The sequence below is a fragment of the Nonlabens sp. Asnod2-A12 genome, assembly GCF_045063745.1.
Classification (GTDB): Bacteria; Bacteroidota; Bacteroidia; order Flavobacteriales; family Flavobacteriaceae; genus Nonlabens; species Nonlabens xylanidelens.
Map to the genome: position 1 here is coordinate 1,843,776 of NZ_JBEFOB010000003.1, position 20,217 is coordinate 1,863,992.

Below are 20,217 nucleotides of genomic sequence, written 5' to 3' on the forward strand. Positions count from 1 at the left end.
GAGAATTCTTTAATACAAGGACATGGATTGCACTCTTATCTTTAAGTCATGAAGAAATTTGATGTTTTTGTTTTTGGGACTGGTACGGCAGGTAAATTAGTAGCTAACACATGTAAAGAAGCTGGAATGAGCGTTGCTATAATAGATAATCGAGAATATGGAGGCACTTGTTCCCAGCGAGGTTGCGATCCTAAAAAACTTATTCTAGCATCTGTAGAAGCATTTAATTTTGCAAAAGACATGACCGGCGATGGTATCGATGGTACCATTAACTTCAACTGGAATGATGCAATGAATTATGCTCATAGATATACTAAAGACATACCAGATAAAACAGAACATGAACTCAAAGATAAAGGAATTACTTGTTTACATGGAGAAGCTACTTTTATAGATCCTGAAACTGTTATTCTAGATGGAGAGAAAATAAAAGCCGCGCATTTTGTTATTGCCACAGGAATGACTCCTTTAAAACTGGGCATACCTGGAGAAAAATTCATGCTTACCTCAGGAGATTTCTTTAAATTAAAGGAAGTACCTGAAAAAGTAGTTTTTGTAGGTGCAGGATACATAGGCATGGAGTTTGGTCAAATTCTAGCTAGAGCTGGATCTAAAGTAACCATGATACAAAAAGGAGAACAAATCCTTGCTCCATTTGAAGAATTTACTGCCCGACAGGTTGAAAACACTTCTGAGCAATTAGGTATTAAAATAATTAAAAATGCACAAGCATCTAGTGTTGAACAAAGAGAAGGGAGATATATCGTGAACTATTCTATGGAAGATGGCATGCATCAAATCACTACAGATTGTGTTTTCAATACCGCAGGAAGAGTACCTGCAACGTCATCTCTAGATCTAGAAAAGGCTAATATAGTCAGCGATAAAAATGGCGTGGTAGTCAATGAATTTTTACAAAGTACTAGCCAGCCCCATATATATGCTTGTGGTGACGTATCTAGTAAAAACCTACCATTAACGCCGTTAAGCAGTATAGAAGCAACCGTAGTCGCAAAAAATCTTATCGGTGAGAAGGTAAAAATAGACACACCGGCCATACCTAGCACTGTTTTTACCATACCTCAATGTGCAGGTATAGGTCTTACAGAATTACAAGCTAAAAAAGAAAACAGAAAATACAAGGTACTACAAGAAGATGGAAGCGAGTGGTTTAATAACAAACGTATCAATGCCAAAGCATATGCCTATAAAATAATTTTAGATAAAGAAAACGGACTCATCATAGGTGCTCACATCGTAGGGCCAGAAGCTAGTGAACAAATCAACATGATCGCTATTGCTATGAAAGCACAAATGACCTTTAAAGAGTTAAGAAAAACCATTTTTAATTATCCTAGTTGGGGAAATGACTTTAAAGGAATGTAACTTTTATCGAGAGGCATCCCACTCCTTCATTTTTTTCATAGGATTAGTCTTAGCATTTTTTATAGCATGAAAACTTATCGCTAGCACTAACAGTATGGCGCAACCTAGAGAGAGGTAAGCTATCTGATTAGTTGCTAGTTTACTTAATCCGTCCATAGGTATTTTAAACCTCATGAATATCGCAACTAGAGCCCATACTCCTACTAGAGCAAATTCGCGCATATTGCGATAAATAAGCATCCCAAGATTTACCATAAAAGCTATAAAAATCATGACTAGAGTGACATACACTTGTGTAGTAATAGCAATGTCATATGTTCCATTTAACCATGCAGCTATATTTGCAATAGTGGCAACACTTATCCATCCAGAATACAAACACAGCGGCCACCATACAAAGGCTATAACCGGAAATGGAGCATCCCATATTTCCATATCTAACTGTCGCACACACATTAATAGACAGAAAAGAATCCCTAACATCATCACTACAGATGCTGCAATATGCTCATCTAACCATAAAGCCACCCATAGTGTACAAAAAACATTTGCCGCTAGAAACCACGGACTCGTAGTTTTCACAAAGTCTGCTTTATAATCCTTGTTTATGGCTAGATGCTTTGTAGAAAATGACACATAAACGCCATAGACACCAAAGACTAGCAGCATTAAAAATATGATACCCCAAATAGAAAACGCATACGGCGCTGGAGTGAACAAATTATCATACTCTGCACTCAGGTCACCTACACTTTTACCGTTATAGTTACCAGTATTTGCAAACCCATTCCAGGCTATTAAAATGATAATACTTATTAAATTTAATATGGAGGTTAATTTTCTAGACATCTTATAAAGATAAATCTTGCCGTTAGAATACCCTAGTAATTGTAGGAAATTAGAATTATTTTAAGTTTACCGACCTAATTAATCTCTATTACCTCATCGCCTGCAATAGCAAAAACTCTATTCCCTTTTTTAGGCTTTAAAGTGTAGGTACCAGTAAAATCACCAAAAGCTGGTAAAATCATCCCATAATCTGTACAGAAAAAACAAGACAGTTTTAAACGCTGCCTACCCTTACCTTGTAATTTAACTGATGGATGTATGTGACCAGCAATATTATAATTACCTTCTATTTCTTCTGGGTGATGGGTTAAAAGTACTTTTCCCATTTGTAAAGAATCATACGTTTTCATGCCCAAGTTCTCAAATGAATCGCGAGATATAACATCGTGATTCCCCATTACCAGACCTATTTCTATGGTTTGAGAGTTGATCCATTGCTCAAAGAAATGCCATTCTGCATTTTTATAAGAATGGAATAAATCACCTAGAAACCATAATCGAGATGGTTTGAACTCCTCTATTATCGCATTTAACTTATCATATTCTTTATCATCTGCTTGGATAGGTACAGCCATACCATGTTTTCTAAAATGAGCACTTTTTCCCAAATGAACATCGGCAAGAAGAATAACATCTTGATCTACCCAATAGCATGCGCCACTGCGGTGCAATTGAAATGTTTGATCTTGGAGTTTTACTTCTAGTGCCAGCTTGCAGGATGATTATTAATGATTAAAAGTATTTTGTATATAAATGGTTGGTTAATAATTTCGCTTTCGCGAAAGCGAGACCGTTACAAACAATCATCTAAAAGGCATACCTCAACGCGAGTATAAGATTGCGTCCAGCAGCTGCTATTCCTGAGGAATACGTGCGGTAACGCTGGTCTGTTATGTTCTCTAAAATCGCTGTTGCAGTAAGTCCGTCGTTAATTTTATAGCTAGAACGCAAGTTTACGGTGTACCAACTAGGTGAATAGGGATTTCCATCACTATCAAGTGCATACAAATAAGGGCGTGATTGCTGGCTAGGCGCGAGGTCGTTAAAATCAAACTGTCCGTTAAACATTACATAACCATCTAGTTGTAATCTATCACTTTCAAAAACCGCATGAATATCCCCAAAACTAGGTGAGACATGTCGCACAGCCACTTTAGAACCGTCTAATTCTTCTTGCTCGCCATCTAGCCAGTTATAATGACCGTACATTCTAAGGTTTTTATTAAACTCATATTGAGCGCCTATTTCTATACCGTAAACAGTAGCTTTTTCGGCATTTTGAATAGCCTGCACCTGACTTAATTCACCTTGATAGGTAATCATATCCTGACCGTCAAGTTGGAAATCTCTAGCTACTAATGCATCTTTTAACAGCGTGTAGTAAGCTGAAACGTCAAAGGTGAATTTATCATTAATACGTTTTCTAGCTGCCAATTCTGTATTATAAGAATACTCTGACTCTAAGTCTGGATTAGGAACAATAACTGTACCTGGACTAGGATCAAATATTTTACCGATGTCATCTACATTAGGTGCTCTAAATGCCGTGCTGAAGTTTGCTCTAAGCTCCCATGTGTCATCTGGTAAATAGGTAGCTCCTAATGCACCGGTTAATGCACCTGTGTTAAGACTGGCCTCTTCAAAAGGAAAGTTGAAAAATCTATTATCAAATTGTGCGTCTAACCATATGTGATTATATCGCAATCCTGATTGTATAGTAATTTGAGAATCTAGTCTCCACTGGTAGTTTGCATAGGCAGCTAGTGATCTCCATGAAGAACCGTCTGGATATCTACTTGCAGCATCCTGTCGTTCTTGAGTATCTATATTAAGAACACTACCTACTGACCCAACTCGATTATGTAAAAACTCTGCTCCATAAAAAAGAACATTATTCTCGCGATTGCGTCTTTCAAAATCTATGGATGTAGTAAAAACATCTACTTTTTCTTTATTCTGAAAAAAATCTACGTCTTCAAAAGAGCGGTTATTGCGACTTTCTTCAAACTGTTGATATGCTTGCGAAAAGATCATTTTATCATACCACTTTCCATTACCTCTGTGAATAGCTTTGGCATTTAACATTAACCAGGTCTGTGGTCCATAGTACCATTCTGACTCACGAGGGTCACCGTTATCATTAAATCTACTCAAAGAATCATATCTAGGAAAATCACCTGTAGCGGTATAAATAATACCTAGATCAAGTTCCCAATTTTGAGATGCTTGATATCTAAATTTTTGCAATAAATTAATCTGGTCGTATCCTGTAGGGACTTGTTCTTTTGGGTTTGGATTATCAACGATCACATCTACTCCACCTATACGGTCTACATACTGGTTTCTAAGATAGTCATCTGGGCCGTGAGAACCCATCTTAAGATCGCCAAAAGAATTAACACTTATACTCGTAGCAGATGCAAATCTCTTTGTACCATAATTGAAATCTAGATGTGCTGTGTTTTCATTATTTGCTGTAGCATATCTCATTAAAGCATTCCCTGAGAATGAAATGGAATCTTGAGCAAACTTAGGTTTAAGTGTGTAAAAATTCATAACACCACCTATCGCATCACTACCATAAACGACACTACCAGGACCTAAAATAACCTCTGTACGATCAATACTTAAAGGGTCGATAGAAATAACATTTTGAAGATTACCACCTCTAAAAATGGCATTATTCATACGCACGCCATCTACAGTTAACAACAACCTGTTAGTAGAAAAACCTCTTATTAATGGACTACCGCCACCTTGTTGAGATTTTTGCACGTAAACCTGCCCTGATTGTTGTAATAAATCTGCGCTGGTCTGTGGATTATTAGATCGTATCTGAGCACTATTTTGTGAAATGATCTTTTGAGGAATATCTTGTTTGCGCTGTTCAAATTTAGATGCTGATATAACTATAGGATTTATCTTTTCTGATCTAGGCACCATAGCTATAACAGTACCTTGCGGTAGGATATCTACTTTATTAATCACATAGGTTTGAAAAGCCATGCTTTGAAAATAAATGCGATCTGAATCTGAGAATTTTTCTAAGGAGACTTTTCCATCAAAATCTGTAATGCCACTAATACTTTTATCTTTATTATAAACAGCAACAGAGAATAGCTTTTCCTTAGTAATTGCATTAACTACAGTCACGGTTTGCGCTGTAGTATAAAAACCTATAAGAAGACAAAGTATACCGATTAATCTCACTGGTCGAATAGCTGTTTTAGTATTGATAATGAATTAGGTTTTTTAAAGATTTGCAAATGTATCTGAAAATACTCAATGACCAAATTTAATAAGCCATTACGCTCTTCTCTATTCATTTTTACTTCATTAATTTGATCAAATTTCATGCCTAGAAAAGACTTTAACAAGTTACTCTCTATGTCTGTTAAATGGTGTGGTTGCAACCCATTATCATCAAAGTTACCATTAAGCATATTAAAATATGGTAAATTGATAGTACTATCATCTGGTTGAAAGCCTAAAAAGCCAGTCATGTCTAGCAACACTTTTATAGAAAAATTTGCAACTTGATCTGATTGATCTAAAAATTGAAAAGCTGTAGATAGATAGTCGAATAGTTCTTCGTCTGGTTGTTGCTCTGTTAATAGTTGAGACAGTACTTCAGAAAAGAACATGGTAATACTGCTTTTAATGATATTAGTATGAACATTTTGGTAAGCAAATAAAACCCTTGCCTCTTTAATATATTCTAGCGCACCTTTTCCTTTATGCTGTGTTTCTAATTCTAACTGAGTAAGTGGCTGAAAAAAAGAAATACGCAATTTCCCTTTTCTAGACTTGCGTATTCCTTTTAATATATAAGATTGCGTGCCTAATTCTTTGGTATATAATCTTGTTATAAGATCTGACTCTCCATACTTAAGAGAAGATAAAACAATTGCCTGTGTTTTTATAAGCATTTATCTTACTATCATAAGTTTAGAAACAGCAGTCTCAATATTATCACTGGTAGAAATAAATAGTAAATACACCCCAGATGCTACTTTATTACCAGAAAAACTTCTTGTATCCCATGGTATACTACCACCTTGAGAAACCGCTTCATAAACTAAGTTACCTTCTATATCTGTTATTTTAACTCGTGCTCTATCTGTTAATCCATCTATAGTTACATTTCCATCAAATCCTGGACGCACTGGATTAGGAAAAGCTCTTACACTTTCTAAATCATCTTCGGGCTTACTCGATCTTTCTCCTTGAAATGCTACAATACCATTATTTGTTGCAAAATAAACCTTACCAGTCGCCTCGTCTATAGCGATATCATTAATAGAATTTGTGGGCAACGGAGAATTATCTGTTGTGAACTGAAATATAGTCTCTCGTCCTGAAGGTGAAAACAAGAACGCGCCTGAACTAGCTGTAGCCACCCATTTATTGTTGTTACCATCTACTTCTATATCTAGTACCGCCTCATCCTGTAACAACTCTCGTGCAATACCATTAGTATCTTCTATAATAACAGATCTTGCATCGCTAGGTGTATCTGTAAACATACTGTTAGGATTAAACAGTATACGTAATCCTAGATTAGAACCTATCCACAACTGTCCGTTAAGATCAAGTCTTAATGAGGCTATGTAATTATTAACTAGATTATTATCTTCATCATAATTAATAGTTATTGAATTTGCTGGATCAAAGCCTACTATACCAATATCTAGAGTACCATAAATAATTTTACCATCATCTGTAATCACCATTTTTGTCGTGCTTTGCGCTACTTCAGGTATTTCATCACTTAAATCAAAGGCCGTCCACTGACCAGATGGAGTTCTTCTATGTAATGAATTATCATCAAGACTTTGTGAAACCCAAAGATTACCTTCACTATCAAACTCACTATCTGGTAATCTTTGAAAATTAAAAGGACCATTATTAGTAGGAACTTCCGATAGGATTAAAGAGCTATTTGTATTGTCGAACAAAGTTACCGCAGCCCCATTTACAAACTGTACCAAACCATCATTCATGGAATTAAGAAAAATTTCTGAAGGGTTTGATGGATTAATGGTTACACTTCCTAAACTTCTAACATTAAGAATATCATCAAATGAAAAGTTCTCCCAATTCTCGTCCGTAACTAGGTGACTTATCCCAAATTGCTCTAATGGAAAAGGATTGTAAAACACATCATAATCACCATAACCCACCCACAACTCATCTGGAGATGTAGCTACTGTAAAAGCCGCGTTACGAGATGGACCGTCTGCCACGACAAATTCAAAGTCTGTTAGATTTAAAAGATCGATACGTATCATTCCAGCCTCTTCTGTACCGATAAATAAATCATTACCTACAGTTATTGCTTGGGTATAATTATATGCAATGCCGTCTACCGTTGTTATTCTGAGTATTTCTGTAAAACTTAAATCGTACACAAGAACAGCACTACTAGTGGCAACGGTAAAAAATTGATCTGAAGAATGAAAATCTAGTGCTCTACCTGGAAATTGTAAAGAGGTTATTAAAAAATCTACTGGTCCTTCTTCATATAAAAACCTATTTACCGCCGTAGCAAATAAACGGTTATTAAAACTCTCTAATTCATCCCAAGAATTACCATTTATTTGGTTCCAATTTGCAAAATCAATTAAAAAAGGATCTACAATACTAGCACGTCTTATCCCACCATTTATAGTACCTGCATATAAAAAGTTATTAAATATCTCGATGGTGTTTACCTCTAACTGTTCCCCATTATCTCCAATAAAATAAGTATCGTCAAATTCTAGTCGCTCTAGATTATAAATGGCAATCCCAAAATCTGTAGCGATGTAAATAAGATCACCACTCTCTTTAAACTCATTAATCCTTTTATCATCTGGTGCAATAACTTGTTTATCTTGTATTGCAACCACGCTAGTCACGTTGCCACGCGCATCAACTACCTGTAACAGTCCATTTTCATATCCTATAACTAGAGTGGATTTTGCCTCACTGTAATGAATCTGACTTATCTCATCACCGCTCAACCCATTAATAGTGGTTAAGGTTGTAAAGGTTCTAGAACTAAGGTCGTAAATAAAGACAGCATTTTCACTAGCAGCATAAACGGCATCATCAGACTCGTCTATATCAATAATATTAGTAAAAGAAAAAAGTCCTTCCCAAGAATCAGAAAAATCTTGAGCTGCGCAAAAATTGCCGACGAGTATTAATAAGAGTATTAGCTTTTTCATATATCTACAACGTACCCATCTTTATTATATGATGAATAAGAACAAAAATAAACTTAATTAAGGGCATGAAAAAACCTCTGTAGATTTTACAGAGGTTCTTGTTGATTATAATTTCGCTTTCGCGAAAGCGAAACTTATATAAATAAATAGTTCTTACACAATTCCTTGAGCTAGCATAGCGTCTGCAACTTTTACAAAACCTGCAATGTTTGCACCTTTTACGTAGTCTACAAATCCATCTTCTTCAGTTCCATAAGTAACACAAGCTTCATGGATATCGTTCATGATTGCATGTAGTTTATTATCCACTTCTTCTGAAGTCCAGCTGTAACGCATAGAGTTTTGAGACATTTCTAGACCAGATGTTGCTACTCCACCAGCGTTAGATGCTTTTCCTGGAGCAAATAATATCTTACTATCTACAAAGTGCTCAACTGCATCTGGCGTGCTAGGCATATTTGCCCCTTCACTTACACAAATACAACCGTTAGATACTAATGTTTTTGCTTCTTCACCGTTTAACTCATTTTGAGTTGCACATGGAAGAGCTATATCACATTTAACAGACCATGGACGCTCACCTGCATGATAAGTAGCGCTAGAATATTGCTCTACGTATTCAGAGATACGACCACGTTTATTATTTTTAAGATCCATTACAAATGCTAGTTTATCTGCATCGATACCATCAGCATCATGTATATAACCACCAGAATCTGACATGGTAACTACTTTACCACCTAGTTGTAATATCTTCTCTGCAGCATATTGCGCCACGTTTCCAGATCCAGAAATAACAACTGTTTTTCCTTTGATCTCTTCACCACGTGTCTTTAACATGTTTTGTGCAAAGTATACGTTTCCATAACCTGTCGCTTCTGGACGGATTAAGGAACCACCGTAAGAACGTCCTTTACCAGTAAGAATACCTGTAAACTCGTTTCTTAATTTTTTATAGTATCCAAAAAGGTAACCTATCTCACGTCCACCTACACCTATATCTCCTGCAGGCACATCAGTATCTGCACCGATAACACGTTGCAACTCTACCATAAATGACTGACAGAAACGCATCACCTCACGGTCTGACTTCCCTTTAGGGTCAAAATCAGCACCACCTTTTCCTCCACCCATAGGCAAAGTAGTAAGACTGTTTTTAAACACTTGTTCAAATGCCAAAAACTTAAGAATACTCAGGTTTACAGAAGGGTGAAATCTTAATCCTCCTTTATAAGGACCGATAGCACTATTCATCTGAATACGGTACCCACGGTTAACTTGTACCTCACCACTATCATCAGTCCATGGCACACGGAACATAGTTACACGCTCTGGTTCTGCCATTCTTTCTAACAGCTTATCAGATTGGTATTGCTTATTCTTTTCGATGAATGGTATAACGGTTTCAGCAACCTCAGTTACTGCCTGTATGAATTCAGGCTCGTTAGAATTCTTCTTTTTTATCAAATCGATAAAATCTTGGATGTTTTTTTCCATTATCTTTAATTTGTTCCTTTAAGAAAACGTTTGCGTTAATTATGCAAATATAATATTATCGCTTAACGTAATTTTTTTTTTACCAATAATTTAAGTTAACTCACGTTGTAATCACCATACACACCTATAATAATGATGCATTTCATCTATTGTATTAGTTTTAAACATATTTAATAATGTCTGTATGAACTACATTTTGTTATATTTGTCGTCATCACTTAAGTCCTTATATTAATGACGTATCTACAAAAACACATTACAACTCTTATCATTCTTATAGGAATGGTAGCTACTAGTAATGCGCAATTAGGCTTCTCTCACGAATTAGGTTTTATCACTGGACCTGTCGCTTTTCAAAGTGATTATGGTGAGCGATATGACTTTAACACTAACAAAGGTAATGTAGGTATCGGTGTTGGACTCATTCACTATATCAATTTTGCCTATCGTGCCGACTGTGATTGTTATACCGGAGATACCTACTGGAATGATCATTTTAAAATACGTAGTGAGATAGATTATCATGTGACCACCCTTAATCATCTAGGTGATGAAGCGGACAAGAACTCTATAGGTGGTCTTCAATTAAGATCTATGCAAGGAAAGGCAAAAGTCTTTGAGTTGGGTGCACAAATAGAATGGTATCCATTAAGCATTAGAGATTTTCAGAGTGGCACACCTAAAGTGGCACCTTACGTAGGTTTTGGAGCTCATTATGTAAACTATAGACCAGAAGCGACTAGTGTGTTAGGTCCTTTGGATAACCCAATAACGACATTTCCTACATTTATAGATCGTATAGACACCTCACAGGGTAGTGCGATTGCTCTAGTAGGTGATCTAGGTTTTAGATATAAAATAAGTGAACTAAGTGATATTTTAATATCGTCTAAGTGGCATTATTATGTAGACAGTAATTATGTAGATGGATTAAGTCCTAATAATGTTAACAACAGAGCAAATGACTGGATATGGTGGTTTAACGTAGGTTACATCTTCTATCTGTAGAGCATCAACAATTATTATAAAAAAAAGCCTTTCTATTGTAATGAATAGAAAGGCTTTTTTTTATTCTTGTAATCCAAGTTCTTCTAATGGATCCCAGTAAGTCTCTTTAAAATTTTTAATTTGATCTTCTTCGATAATTTGCCCTTCACTTTCTAGAAGCTGTTGCATTAAGTTAGTGCCGGGAAAATGATGTTTACCAGTTAACACTCCATTGCGATTTACAACCCTATGTGCAGGCACTTCAGGATCATTATGCGCAGCATTCATAGCATAACCTACAGTTCTACTGCTACGTGGTGTTCCTAAAACTTTTGCTATAGACCCATAGCTAGTTACTCTACCATAAGGTATTTGTTTAACGACCTCATACACTCTTAAATAAAAATCGTTTGTACTCATGAGTATATTCTAAATATGGTAAATACCGCAATAAACAAAGTAAGACCTCCTAATAGGTAATTAATTTTGCGAGCAAATGTATTGCTGTCAAAGGCAAATTTCTTCACATAAGTAATGTAGGCTAATAACATTAAAAATGTTCCACTAGCGGCGCCTATAATAAATAGATGAGCCATGGGATAAGTAAATTCAAATAAACCACGACTGGCAAGAAAAGAACTAAAACCTATATAAAATGGAATAGGAAATATATTTAAAACCGATAATATGATTCCTTGCGCAAAAAGCTTAACAGGTGATCTATTTACCTCTTTTACTACTGGTGTACCAGAATCAAGTAACGCTCTAATAAAAAAGAAAACAGATAATGCTAGAAAAGCAACTACCGCAAACTTTTCTAACAGCAATAAGGTATCAGGATTGTTATTCAATAATTTAGAAAAGAAAACCCCTACATATACTTGAGCCACAACTATAAGTGATGCTCCTAATGCAAATATTACAGCTGCTTTTCTATTTTGTTTCACACTTATTTTGGCCGCTGTAAGATTCAATAATCCGGGCGGTATAACACCCACAAAACCTATAATTAAACCGAATAATAAATGTAAAAGTCCTGCCATTATTTCAATTTAAACTTGATATAAGTTATCGCTTTACCTGTTTCTAGATACTGCTTCTCATAAAAAGTCTGTGTTCCGGTAACTTCTTCTGGAGATTCTGTATTTGAATAGACGTCATGATGTGCATATAGAATCTCTTCTCCTCTAGCTTGCAACAGCCCTAAAGTATATCCATGCATGAATTCAGAATCTGTTTTAAGATTCATAATACCATCAGCTTGTAAAATATGTTTATACTTTGCAAGAAAATCAGGATTAGTCATTCTGTGTTTAGTACGCTTGTATTTAATTTGAGGGTCTGGAAATGTGATCCATATCTCTTGTATTTCCGCTTTCGCGAAAGCGTCATCTACCAACTCAATTTGAGTACGTAAAAAAGCTACGTTAGTAAGACCTTCTTCAATAGCCGTTTTTGCACCACGCCAGAAACGCGCTCCCTTAATATCTATACCTATAAAATTACGTTCAGGATACTTGCGAGCTAGAGCAACCGTGTATTCTCCTTTACCACAACCTAACTCTAAGGTAATAGGATTATCGTTACCGAAAAATTCATTCCATTTACCCTGATGTTTAAAACCAGTGGTTACTTCTTCACGAGTAGGCTGAATAACGTTGTCGAATGTTTCGTTTTCGTTAAATCGTTTGAGTTTATTTTTGCTTCCCAACACAATTATTTAAAGGTTAATTAATGACTACAAATATACCTGATTACAAAGTCATTGTATATTTACTACATGCAAAAATCCAAAAACATTTTGGTTGCCCCTTTAAACTGGGGCTTAGGTCATGCCACTAGATGCATACCTATAATATTAGAAATCATTAATAATGGGGACAATCCTGTTATAGCTAGTGATGGACAGGCACTTGCTTTACTTAAAAAAGAATTTAAAGGCCATACTTTTATAGAGCTACCATCTTATGACATTGAATATGCAAAGGAAGGCCGCAATTTAAAATTGAAAATGCTTAAAGACTCTCCTAAGATATGGAAAGCTATACGCAATGAACACAAAATATTAAACCGCTTAATCCTAGAGCACAAAATAACTGGTATCATATCAGATAACAGATTAGGATTATACAGCAATTTAATACCATCGGTAATTATAACACATCAACTACAGGTTTTATCTGGTAGCACGACATGGTTCAGTACACAATTGCACCTGCATTACATAAAAAAATTTGATTATTGCTGGATACCTGACGTCAGTGGAACAAATAACTTAACTGGTAAGTTATCGCATAATACTGATTGCCAACTAGACAAAGTTTACTTAGGTCCACTTTCTAGATTTAAAAATACTGGTCAGTATCAAAAAAAATACGACCTACTTATCTTATTATCTGGACCAGAACCTCAACGAGGTATTTTAGAAAAGAAATTACTTTCTGAAATAAAAAGATATCATGGTAAGGTACTATTTATAGCCGGCAGAATAGAAAAAGAGCAAAAAGTAGAAAAGAAAGGAAACGTAACTTTTTACAATTACCTCTCTACAGAAAGTTTACAAAAAGCTATAGATTTAAGTGAATGCGTGCTAAGCAGAAGCGGTTACACCACTATTATGGATTTAAATGAATTAGGCAAAAAAGCCTTTTTCATCCCTACACCAGGACAGTTTGAACAAGAATACTTAGCACAATCACTAGATGACAAAGGTCTTGTTCCTTATGCTACACAAGAAGATTTTAAAATAGAAATGTTATCTAGAATACCTAATTATAAAGGTTTAGGCGATATTCATTCTACCACTACATCTATATCTTCTATACTAGAAGAAACTTTTTCTAGAGTAAATGAAAATTCAGAACCTATACCTATTTCACTATCAACATAAATACGCTCTCCATGAGCCTCTACAATATGTTTAACTATCGCTAGTCCCAACCCAGAGCCACCTTCTCTGCGCGATCCTGTTCTATCCACTCTAAAAAAGCGCTCAAATAATCTAGGTATAAATTCTTTTTTAATCCCTTCTCCATTATCAGTAACACGCACGATTACCTTATTATTAATAAGATCTTCAATAGCCACCTCGGTGGTACCATTTTGTTTCCCATACTTAACAGAATTAACGATAAGGTTAGATACTACTTGCTGGATGCGCTCCTTATCTGCATGAACCATAATTTTATTATTATAATTCATATCAAAAACTAGAGAAATATTCTTTCTAGCCGCTTTCATTTCAAATTGATCAAACACCTGTTTCATCAATTTTACTATATCAAAGTCGTCTTTTTCTAGACGCATATCACCTACTTCTAGCCTAGTGATCATATCCATATCTTTTACAATATAGGTAAGACGTTCTACTCCTTTTTGTGCTCTTTCTAGGTATTTCTTACGTATAACCTTGTCTTTATGCGCTCCATCAATTAAGGTATCTATATAACCTTGAACGGTAAATAAAGGCGTTTTAAGCTCGTGAGATATGTTACCTAAAAACTCTTTACGATAATTCTCACGTACTTGCAGTGTTTCTATTTCTGTTTTCTTATTTCTAGCAAATCTCTCTACCTGATCTTTGAGAGTACGCATATCTGTAGCGATCTCTCTGTCATCAAAATTGCTCGATTCTAACAGAGACACGTCTTCATAAATACGTTTGATACGTCGATAAATAAAACGCTGTACCCTAAACTGAATAATCGTAAAGCATATTAAAAAACACGCCAAAGAAAAACAGAAAATAAGGTACAACGGTAACTCTACATCATCAAAAGATGACACACTTAATAAAAGTAAAAAAAGTATAACAGCGATATAAATAGAAGATCTAATCGCAAATCGGTAACTATTTCTTTGCGGCGCTGTATTATTTGACATATTTATAACCTACCCCTTTCACAGTCTTAAAACTGTCATCTCCCAACTTCTCTCTTAGTTTTCTAATATGTACATCTATAGTACGACCACCCACTATCACTTCATTACCCCACACCACATCAAGAATTTCTTCTCTTTTAAACACTTTACCAGGTTTAGTAGTCAGTAAAGAAAGTAATTCAAATTCTTTACGAGGCAATATCATTTCTTCCTTCTTAAAGATAATCTTGTACTGATCTCTATCGATAACTAGATCTCCTAGTTTTAAAATATTTGAAGCCTCTGGAGTAACATTCTCTCTACGTCTTAAAAGAGATTTTACCTTAGAAACAAGAACTCTAGGTTTTACAGGTTTTGTAATATAATCATCTGCACCCACATCAAAACCAGCGATCATTGAATAATCTTCACCTCTTGCAGTTAGAAAAGTTATCACAGTACCGTCTAATTCTGGTGTTTTGCGCATTTTCTCGCAGGCCTCGATCCCATCCATTACCGGCATCATGACATCTAGTATAATAAGGTCTGGCTTTTTCTTCTTTGCAATTTTGAGAGCTTCCTCTCCATTCTCTGCCGTAAACACTTGATATCCTTCATTTTTAAGATTGTATCCTACTATCTCTAAAATATCTGGCTCGTCGTCTACTAATAAAACTCTCGCTTTAGCGTCTTTCATTTCTTCTTTCATATTCTTAATGGGCTAAATTAAAAAGATAGTTACTCAAGCGTTTTAAATCCATGTTAGCTTTAGGTTAACTCAGTGTATTAAAAAAATAAAGTTATGAAAATAATTTGTGATGATCTCGCTTTCGCGAAAGCGGAATTCATAAACTTATCAATACTAGTACAATTAGTTAGCTATCACTAGCACTAGAAGGCATGTTACTTTAACGTTAAATAACTGACTGCCAAAACTTACACCATTATAGAAATTGTATATTCGCAAAAAACTACAACAAGATGAAACAAATTTACTTTAGTGTCGTAATGTTCTTTATTGCGGCTACTTCTTTTGCTCAACAACCTATAATTACCTCTATTGTAGACGGTGATTGTTCTGGTGGAAACCCTAAATTACTAGAGATTTATGCTAGCGGTACAGTTGACTTTACTTTATTCTCATTAGAAAATCAAACTAACGGAAACACAACTTGGGGTAGTGCATTTGATCTTTCTGGATTCGGTACTGTTACAGATGGTTTTATTTATGTAACGACTACAGGTAGTGCAGGAGCATTAGCTACTGAATTTCCTGGTCTAGCAAGTGCAACTGTACTTACTGATAATGTAATTAACCTAAATGGTGATGACCGTATTAGAATTATTGAAACAGCAACTAGTACTGTAATTGATCAATATGGAGTAAGCGGTGTGGACGGAACTGCTCAGACATGGGAATATGCAGATTCTTCTGCAAAAAGAATTAACGGTACTGGACCAGATAATGGTTTTGTAGAAGCTAACTGGGTATTTGGCGGTGCAGGTTCTTTAAACAACCTTGGAGTTTGTCAAGGTGGTACTGATACTTTTGAAACTTTAATAGGTGGGATAGGAACATACACAACTGTTATGTCTACAGTTCCTGCTGTTACTATTACTGCTCCTTCTGATGGATCTACACTTGCTGGTGGTACAACTACAACTGATATCATATGGAATTCTATGAACCTTCCTGCTGGAGCAACATTTAATGTATCAGTAAACGGTACTGATAACTTAGATGTTACTTCTCCTTATTCTATAACTGTAATGGATGGTGTTACTTATAATGTAACTGTCTCAATGGTAAACGGTGCTATGTTAGTCACTACTGACTCAACTAGTTTTGACGTTGCATTCCCATGTGACCTACAATTAGGTACAATTACTGAAACGTGTCAGACTTCTACATCTGGTGTAGATTTATATGATGTAACTATAGATTTTACAGGTGGTAGTACTTCTACTTATGTTATTGACACTGCTGGTAATGGAACTGTAGCTGGAGATGATCCTTCTACTGTTGCAGCTGGACAGATTACAATTACAGGTGTTACTGAAGGTGTAGACTTTACAGTTACAGTTACTGGTGATGCAGCAAATAGCTCATGTACTCTAACTCGCAACATCTCAAGCCCTGCGTGTCTAGGTAATGTAACTTGTGCAAATCCTGGTGATTTGATAATAACAGAGATCATGCAAAATCCTGCTTCGGTAAATGATAATCTTGGTGAATACTTTGAGGTATACAACACAACAGGAGCTGCAATAGACATGTTAGGTTATGAGATTGTAGATTTAACAAATGCAAACGAAAACTTTACTGTAATTCTTTCTGTAATTGTTCCTGCAAATGGATATGCTGTATTTGTTGCAAGTGCAGATCCTCTTGCAAACGGTGGAATCACTCCTGACTATGTTTATGATGGTACTTCTATGTTTTTAGGAAACTCTTCTGACGAACTTTCTATTCAATGTGGAGGAACTGTTATCGACGAAGTTTCTTGGGATAACGGTGCAACTTTCCCTGATGGAATTGGTATGAGCATGGAATTATCTTTAAACAGCTATAACTCTACAGATAATGACTTAGGTACAAACTGGGGTCTTGCCGTAACTGCTTATGGTGATGGTGATTTAGGTACTCCTGGAGCAGTAAATGACTTTACATTATCTAACGATACTTTTGACGCAAATACTTTCAAAATCTATCCTAATCCAGTAAATGGTTCTACAGTAAACATAGTTTCTACAAATGGAGAAGCCGTGGATGTAATAATCTATTCTACTTTAGGTCAGAGAGTATTAACTGCAGCTGGTCTTACAAACGAATTAAATGTAAGCAACCTTGATTCTGGAATGTATATCGTTAAGATTTCTCAAGGAAACGCAACTCAAACACGCAAACTAGTTATCAAGTAATCGATAACTAACCTTTATAATTTACTAAGCGCTGCAGTTTTACTGCGGCGCTTTTTTATTTACTTTTGTTTCAAATTCTTGATGTGATATTTCCTGTTTTTGATATTGATTCTAATAAAGCTTTTGAACAAATAGCTTTAAAAATTTATGCTTATCAAAGGCAGTACAATCCAGTTTATAAACAGTATTGCGATTTGTTAAACGTACAAGAAGTGGACTACTTAGAAAAAATCCCTTTTTTACCTATACAATTTTTTAAATCCCATCAAGTAATAAGCAACACTGACCCTACCCAAATAACATTTACCAGCAGTGGCACAACAGGTAGCACAGTCTCAAAACATCTTGTAACAGATTTAAAGGTATATGACCACAGCCTAGATTACAGTTTTAAAGCTACTTATGGAGCTATTGAAGATTATGTGGTTCTAGCTTTGCTACCGCATTATTTAGACCGCACAGGCTCTTCATTAGTCTACATGGCACAACGCTGGATTAATAAGTCTGGACGCACAGAAAGCGGTTTTTACCTCAACAATTTAGAAGAACTAGCTGGCATACTTAAAAACCTTCAAAAAACCAATCAAAAAGTAATTCTTATCGGTGTTACATTTGCTCTACTACAACTAGCAGAACAATATTCTATGCCACTCGATAATGTCATTATTATAGAAACTGGCGGTATGAAAGGTATGCGCAAAGAGATCGTAAAACCAGAACTACACCAGATTCTCAAAACAGCTTTCCCGCAAGCAAGTATTCAAAGTGAATATGGAATGACCGAACTTTTATCACAAGCCTATGCGAGTGACGGCATCAATTTTACCACACCGCAATGGATGAAGGTAATTACTAGAGACACAAATGATCCTTTATCGCTTATAGATAATGGTAAAACTGGAGGTTTAAATATTATAGATCTAGCCAATTATAATTCCTGTTCTTTTATCGCAACACAAGACTTAGGTAAAAGCTTTAAGGATGGAAGCTTTCAAGTTTTGGGAAGGTTTGATCACTCTGACATTAGAGGTTGTAACTTAATGGCAGTTAATTAATAAATCCATATCTCAAGAAAAGAAAAAGACAACTTGTTTCCAAGTTGTCTTTTATATTATATGGTGTGAAGTAAAATTATTTTAAAACTACTAAAAAGTAATTCTTCTTACCACGTTGTAATAAGATCATGTTTCCAGCAATCACGTCTTCTTCGGTAATCACCTTATCTTCAGTAATTTTATTTTTATTAACGCTTAGGCTATTTTCTTTAAGTGCTCTACGCACCTCACCGTTAGAACTAAGGAAACCAGTAGTTTCATTCATAAAAGTAACCACATCCACTCCATTTGCTATTGCGTCTCTTTCTATTTCTACCTGTGGCACACCATCAAAAATCTCTAACAATGTTGCCTGATCCATTTTACCCCATTGCTCTGGAGTTACTTTTTTAGAAAACAATATTCCAGATGCCTCAACCGCTGTTTCAAAAGCTTCTTTACCATGAACTAAAGTAGTTATCTCCTCTGCAAGACGTTTTTGTAACACACGGTAACCAGGATCTTTTTGATGCTCTTCAATTAAAGCCTCACAAGTTTCCTTATCTAAGAAAGTAAAAATCTTAATCCAGTTCACCGCATCATCATCAGTTGCTGTAATCCAGAATTGATAAAATTTATAAACACTTGTTTTATCTGCATCTAGCCAGATATTACCACCTTCTGTTTTACCGAATTTAGTTCCATCCGTCTTAGTAACAAGAGGTGTTGTTAAAGCGTATGCTTTACCTCTAGCCACGCGACGTACTAACTCTGTTCCGGTAGTAATATTTCCCCATTGATCAGAACCACCTATTTGCAATTTTACACCTTCATTTTGATACAAGTGTAAGTAATCATACCCTTGAAATAATTGATAAGTAAACTCAGTAAAACTCATTCCATCACCTTCTCCAGACACACGTTTCTTTACAGACTCTTTTGCCATCATGTAATTAACCGTAATGTGCTTACCGATATCACGAGCAAAATCTATAAGACTAAAGTCTTTCATCCAGTCGTAATTATTCACCAATTTAGCTCTCGTTCCTTCTTCACCACCTTCAAAATCAATAAATCTAGAAATAACGCTTTTAACACCAGCGATATTTTTATCTAGGATATCTTGTGTTAGTAAATTACGCTCTGCACTTTTACCACTAGGATCACCTATCATACCTGTTGCACCACCTACTAGCGCTATAGGTCTATGACCAGAACGTTGTAAATGCATTAAAAGAATGATTTGCACCATACTACCTATATGAAGAGAGTCTGCAGTAGGGTCAAAACCTATATAACCAGACACCACTTCATTTTGTAACATTTCTTCTGTATCGGGCATGATATCGTGTATCATACCGCGCCATTTTAACTCTTCTACAAAGTTGTAAGCCATAATTCCATTTTTACAATTGCAAATATATGTGTTTGGCTTTTTTTAAAGGTTTTTTAAGCCTTGTATTGTGTAC

Annotated in this window: 17 protein-coding genes; 5 read left to right on the plus strand and 12 right to left on the minus strand. The window is 35.5% G+C overall.

The genetic code is table 11. The features are described 5' to 3' along the window. Positions 1-48: 48 nt before the first annotated feature. The gene (locus ACJJVJ_RS08475) at positions 49-1,386 is read left to right on the plus strand and encodes a dihydrolipoyl dehydrogenase family protein (protein WP_405369874.1); all 1,338 of its coding nucleotides are present in this window, start codon (positions 49-51) and stop codon (positions 1,384-1,386) included. A 3-nt stretch (positions 1,387-1,389) separates the two neighbouring features. Here ACJJVJ_RS08475 and ACJJVJ_RS08480 read toward each other — a convergent pair whose 3' ends face one another. The 6 genes from ACJJVJ_RS08480 to gdhA form a co-directional block, all read right to left on the minus strand. Beyond that, the gene (locus ACJJVJ_RS08480; protein ID WP_405369875.1) at positions 1,390-2,235 is read right to left on the minus strand and encodes a hypothetical protein; all 846 of its coding nucleotides are present in this window, start codon (positions 2,233-2,235) and stop codon (positions 1,390-1,392) included. A 74-nt stretch (positions 2,236-2,309) separates the two neighbouring features. Beyond that, a complete protein-coding gene (pdeM, locus tag ACJJVJ_RS08485; protein ID WP_405371242.1) occupies positions 2,310-2,945 on the minus strand; it encodes a ligase-associated DNA damage response endonuclease PdeM in 636 nt (211 codons plus the stop codon). A gap of 97 nt (positions 2,946-3,042) precedes the next feature. After that, on the minus strand, positions 3,043-5,445 hold the full coding sequence (locus tag ACJJVJ_RS08490) for a TonB-dependent receptor plug domain-containing protein (RefSeq protein ID WP_405369876.1): 2,403 nt from the start codon (positions 5,443-5,445) through the stop codon (positions 3,043-3,045). Beyond that, positions 5,442-6,164, minus strand: coding sequence for a DNA repair protein RecO (recO, locus tag ACJJVJ_RS08495; RefSeq protein ID WP_104514515.1), 723 nt, complete (start codon positions 6,162-6,164; stop codon positions 5,442-5,444). Before recO ends, ACJJVJ_RS08490 begins: the two co-directional genes overlap by 4 nt. Then, the gene (locus tag ACJJVJ_RS08500; protein WP_405369877.1) at positions 6,165-8,447 is read right to left on the minus strand and encodes a hypothetical protein; all 2,283 of its coding nucleotides are present in this window, start codon (positions 8,445-8,447) and stop codon (positions 6,165-6,167) included. Between the two features lie 153 nt (positions 8,448-8,600). Next, entirely contained in the window at positions 8,601-9,944 is a 1,344-nt protein-coding gene (gdhA, locus tag ACJJVJ_RS08505; RefSeq protein ID WP_104514513.1) for an NADP-specific glutamate dehydrogenase, read from the minus strand. A gap of 234 nt (positions 9,945-10,178) precedes the next feature. On the opposite strand from gdhA, the gene ACJJVJ_RS08510 reads away from it, so the two are divergent. After that, positions 10,179-10,952: a THC0290_0291 family protein gene (locus ACJJVJ_RS08510; protein WP_104514512.1), complete on the plus strand. Its 774-nt coding sequence runs from the start codon at positions 10,179-10,181 to the stop codon at positions 10,950-10,952. A 60-nt stretch (positions 10,953-11,012) separates the two neighbouring features. Here the strand turns inward: ACJJVJ_RS08510 and ACJJVJ_RS08515 are convergent, their stop codons facing one another. The 3 genes from ACJJVJ_RS08515 to trmB are packed head-to-tail and all read right to left on the minus strand — an operon-like array spanning position 11,013 to position 12,642. Further along, on the minus strand, positions 11,013-11,351 hold the full coding sequence (locus ACJJVJ_RS08515) for an MGMT family protein (RefSeq protein WP_104514511.1): 339 nt from the start codon (positions 11,349-11,351) through the stop codon (positions 11,013-11,015). Next, positions 11,348-11,974 (minus strand): LysE family transporter, encoded by a 627-nt coding sequence (locus ACJJVJ_RS08520; RefSeq protein WP_405369878.1) that lies wholly within the window; start codon positions 11,972-11,974, stop codon positions 11,348-11,350. The genes ACJJVJ_RS08515 and ACJJVJ_RS08520 overlap by 4 nt, the downstream gene beginning before the upstream one ends. After that, positions 11,974-12,642, minus strand: coding sequence for a tRNA (guanosine(46)-N7)-methyltransferase TrmB (trmB, locus tag ACJJVJ_RS08525; protein ID WP_348116280.1), 669 nt, complete (start codon positions 12,640-12,642; stop codon positions 11,974-11,976). Before trmB ends, ACJJVJ_RS08520 begins: the two co-directional genes overlap by 1 nt. Before the next feature lie 69 nt (positions 12,643-12,711). On the opposite strand from trmB, the gene ACJJVJ_RS08530 reads away from it, so the two are divergent. Further along, complete coding sequence (locus ACJJVJ_RS08530) at positions 12,712-13,821, plus strand: glycosyltransferase (protein WP_405369879.1); 1,110 nt, start codon at positions 12,712-12,714, stop codon at positions 13,819-13,821. Here ACJJVJ_RS08530 and ACJJVJ_RS08535 read toward each other — a convergent pair. Next, positions 13,725-14,813: a cell wall metabolism sensor histidine kinase WalK gene (locus ACJJVJ_RS08535; protein ID WP_104514507.1), complete on the minus strand. Its 1,089-nt coding sequence runs from the start codon at positions 14,811-14,813 to the stop codon at positions 13,725-13,727. The genes ACJJVJ_RS08530 and ACJJVJ_RS08535 overlap by 97 nt on opposite strands. Then, the gene (locus tag ACJJVJ_RS08540) at positions 14,803-15,501 is read right to left on the minus strand and encodes a response regulator transcription factor (protein WP_405369880.1); all 699 of its coding nucleotides are present in this window, start codon (positions 15,499-15,501) and stop codon (positions 14,803-14,805) included. The genes ACJJVJ_RS08535 and ACJJVJ_RS08540 overlap by 11 nt, the downstream gene beginning before the upstream one ends. A gap of 272 nt (positions 15,502-15,773) precedes the next feature. Between ACJJVJ_RS08540 and ACJJVJ_RS08545 the strand changes: the two genes are divergently transcribed. Continuing rightward, on the plus strand, positions 15,774-17,714 hold the full coding sequence (locus tag ACJJVJ_RS08545; RefSeq protein WP_405369881.1) for a T9SS type A sorting domain-containing protein: 1,941 nt from the start codon (positions 15,774-15,776) through the stop codon (positions 17,712-17,714). Between the two features lie 65 nt (positions 17,715-17,779). After that, on the plus strand, positions 17,780-18,769 hold the full coding sequence (locus tag ACJJVJ_RS08550; RefSeq protein ID WP_405369882.1) for an acyl transferase: 990 nt from the start codon (positions 17,780-17,782) through the stop codon (positions 18,767-18,769). Positions 18,770-18,845: 76 nt separating this feature from the next. Here the strand turns inward: ACJJVJ_RS08550 and tyrS are convergent, their stop codons facing one another. Continuing rightward, positions 18,846-20,144, minus strand: a complete 1,299-nt coding sequence (gene tyrS / locus ACJJVJ_RS08555; RefSeq protein ID WP_405369883.1) for a tyrosine--tRNA ligase — start codon at positions 20,142-20,144, stop codon at positions 18,846-18,848. Positions 20,145-20,217 lie beyond the last annotated feature (73 nt).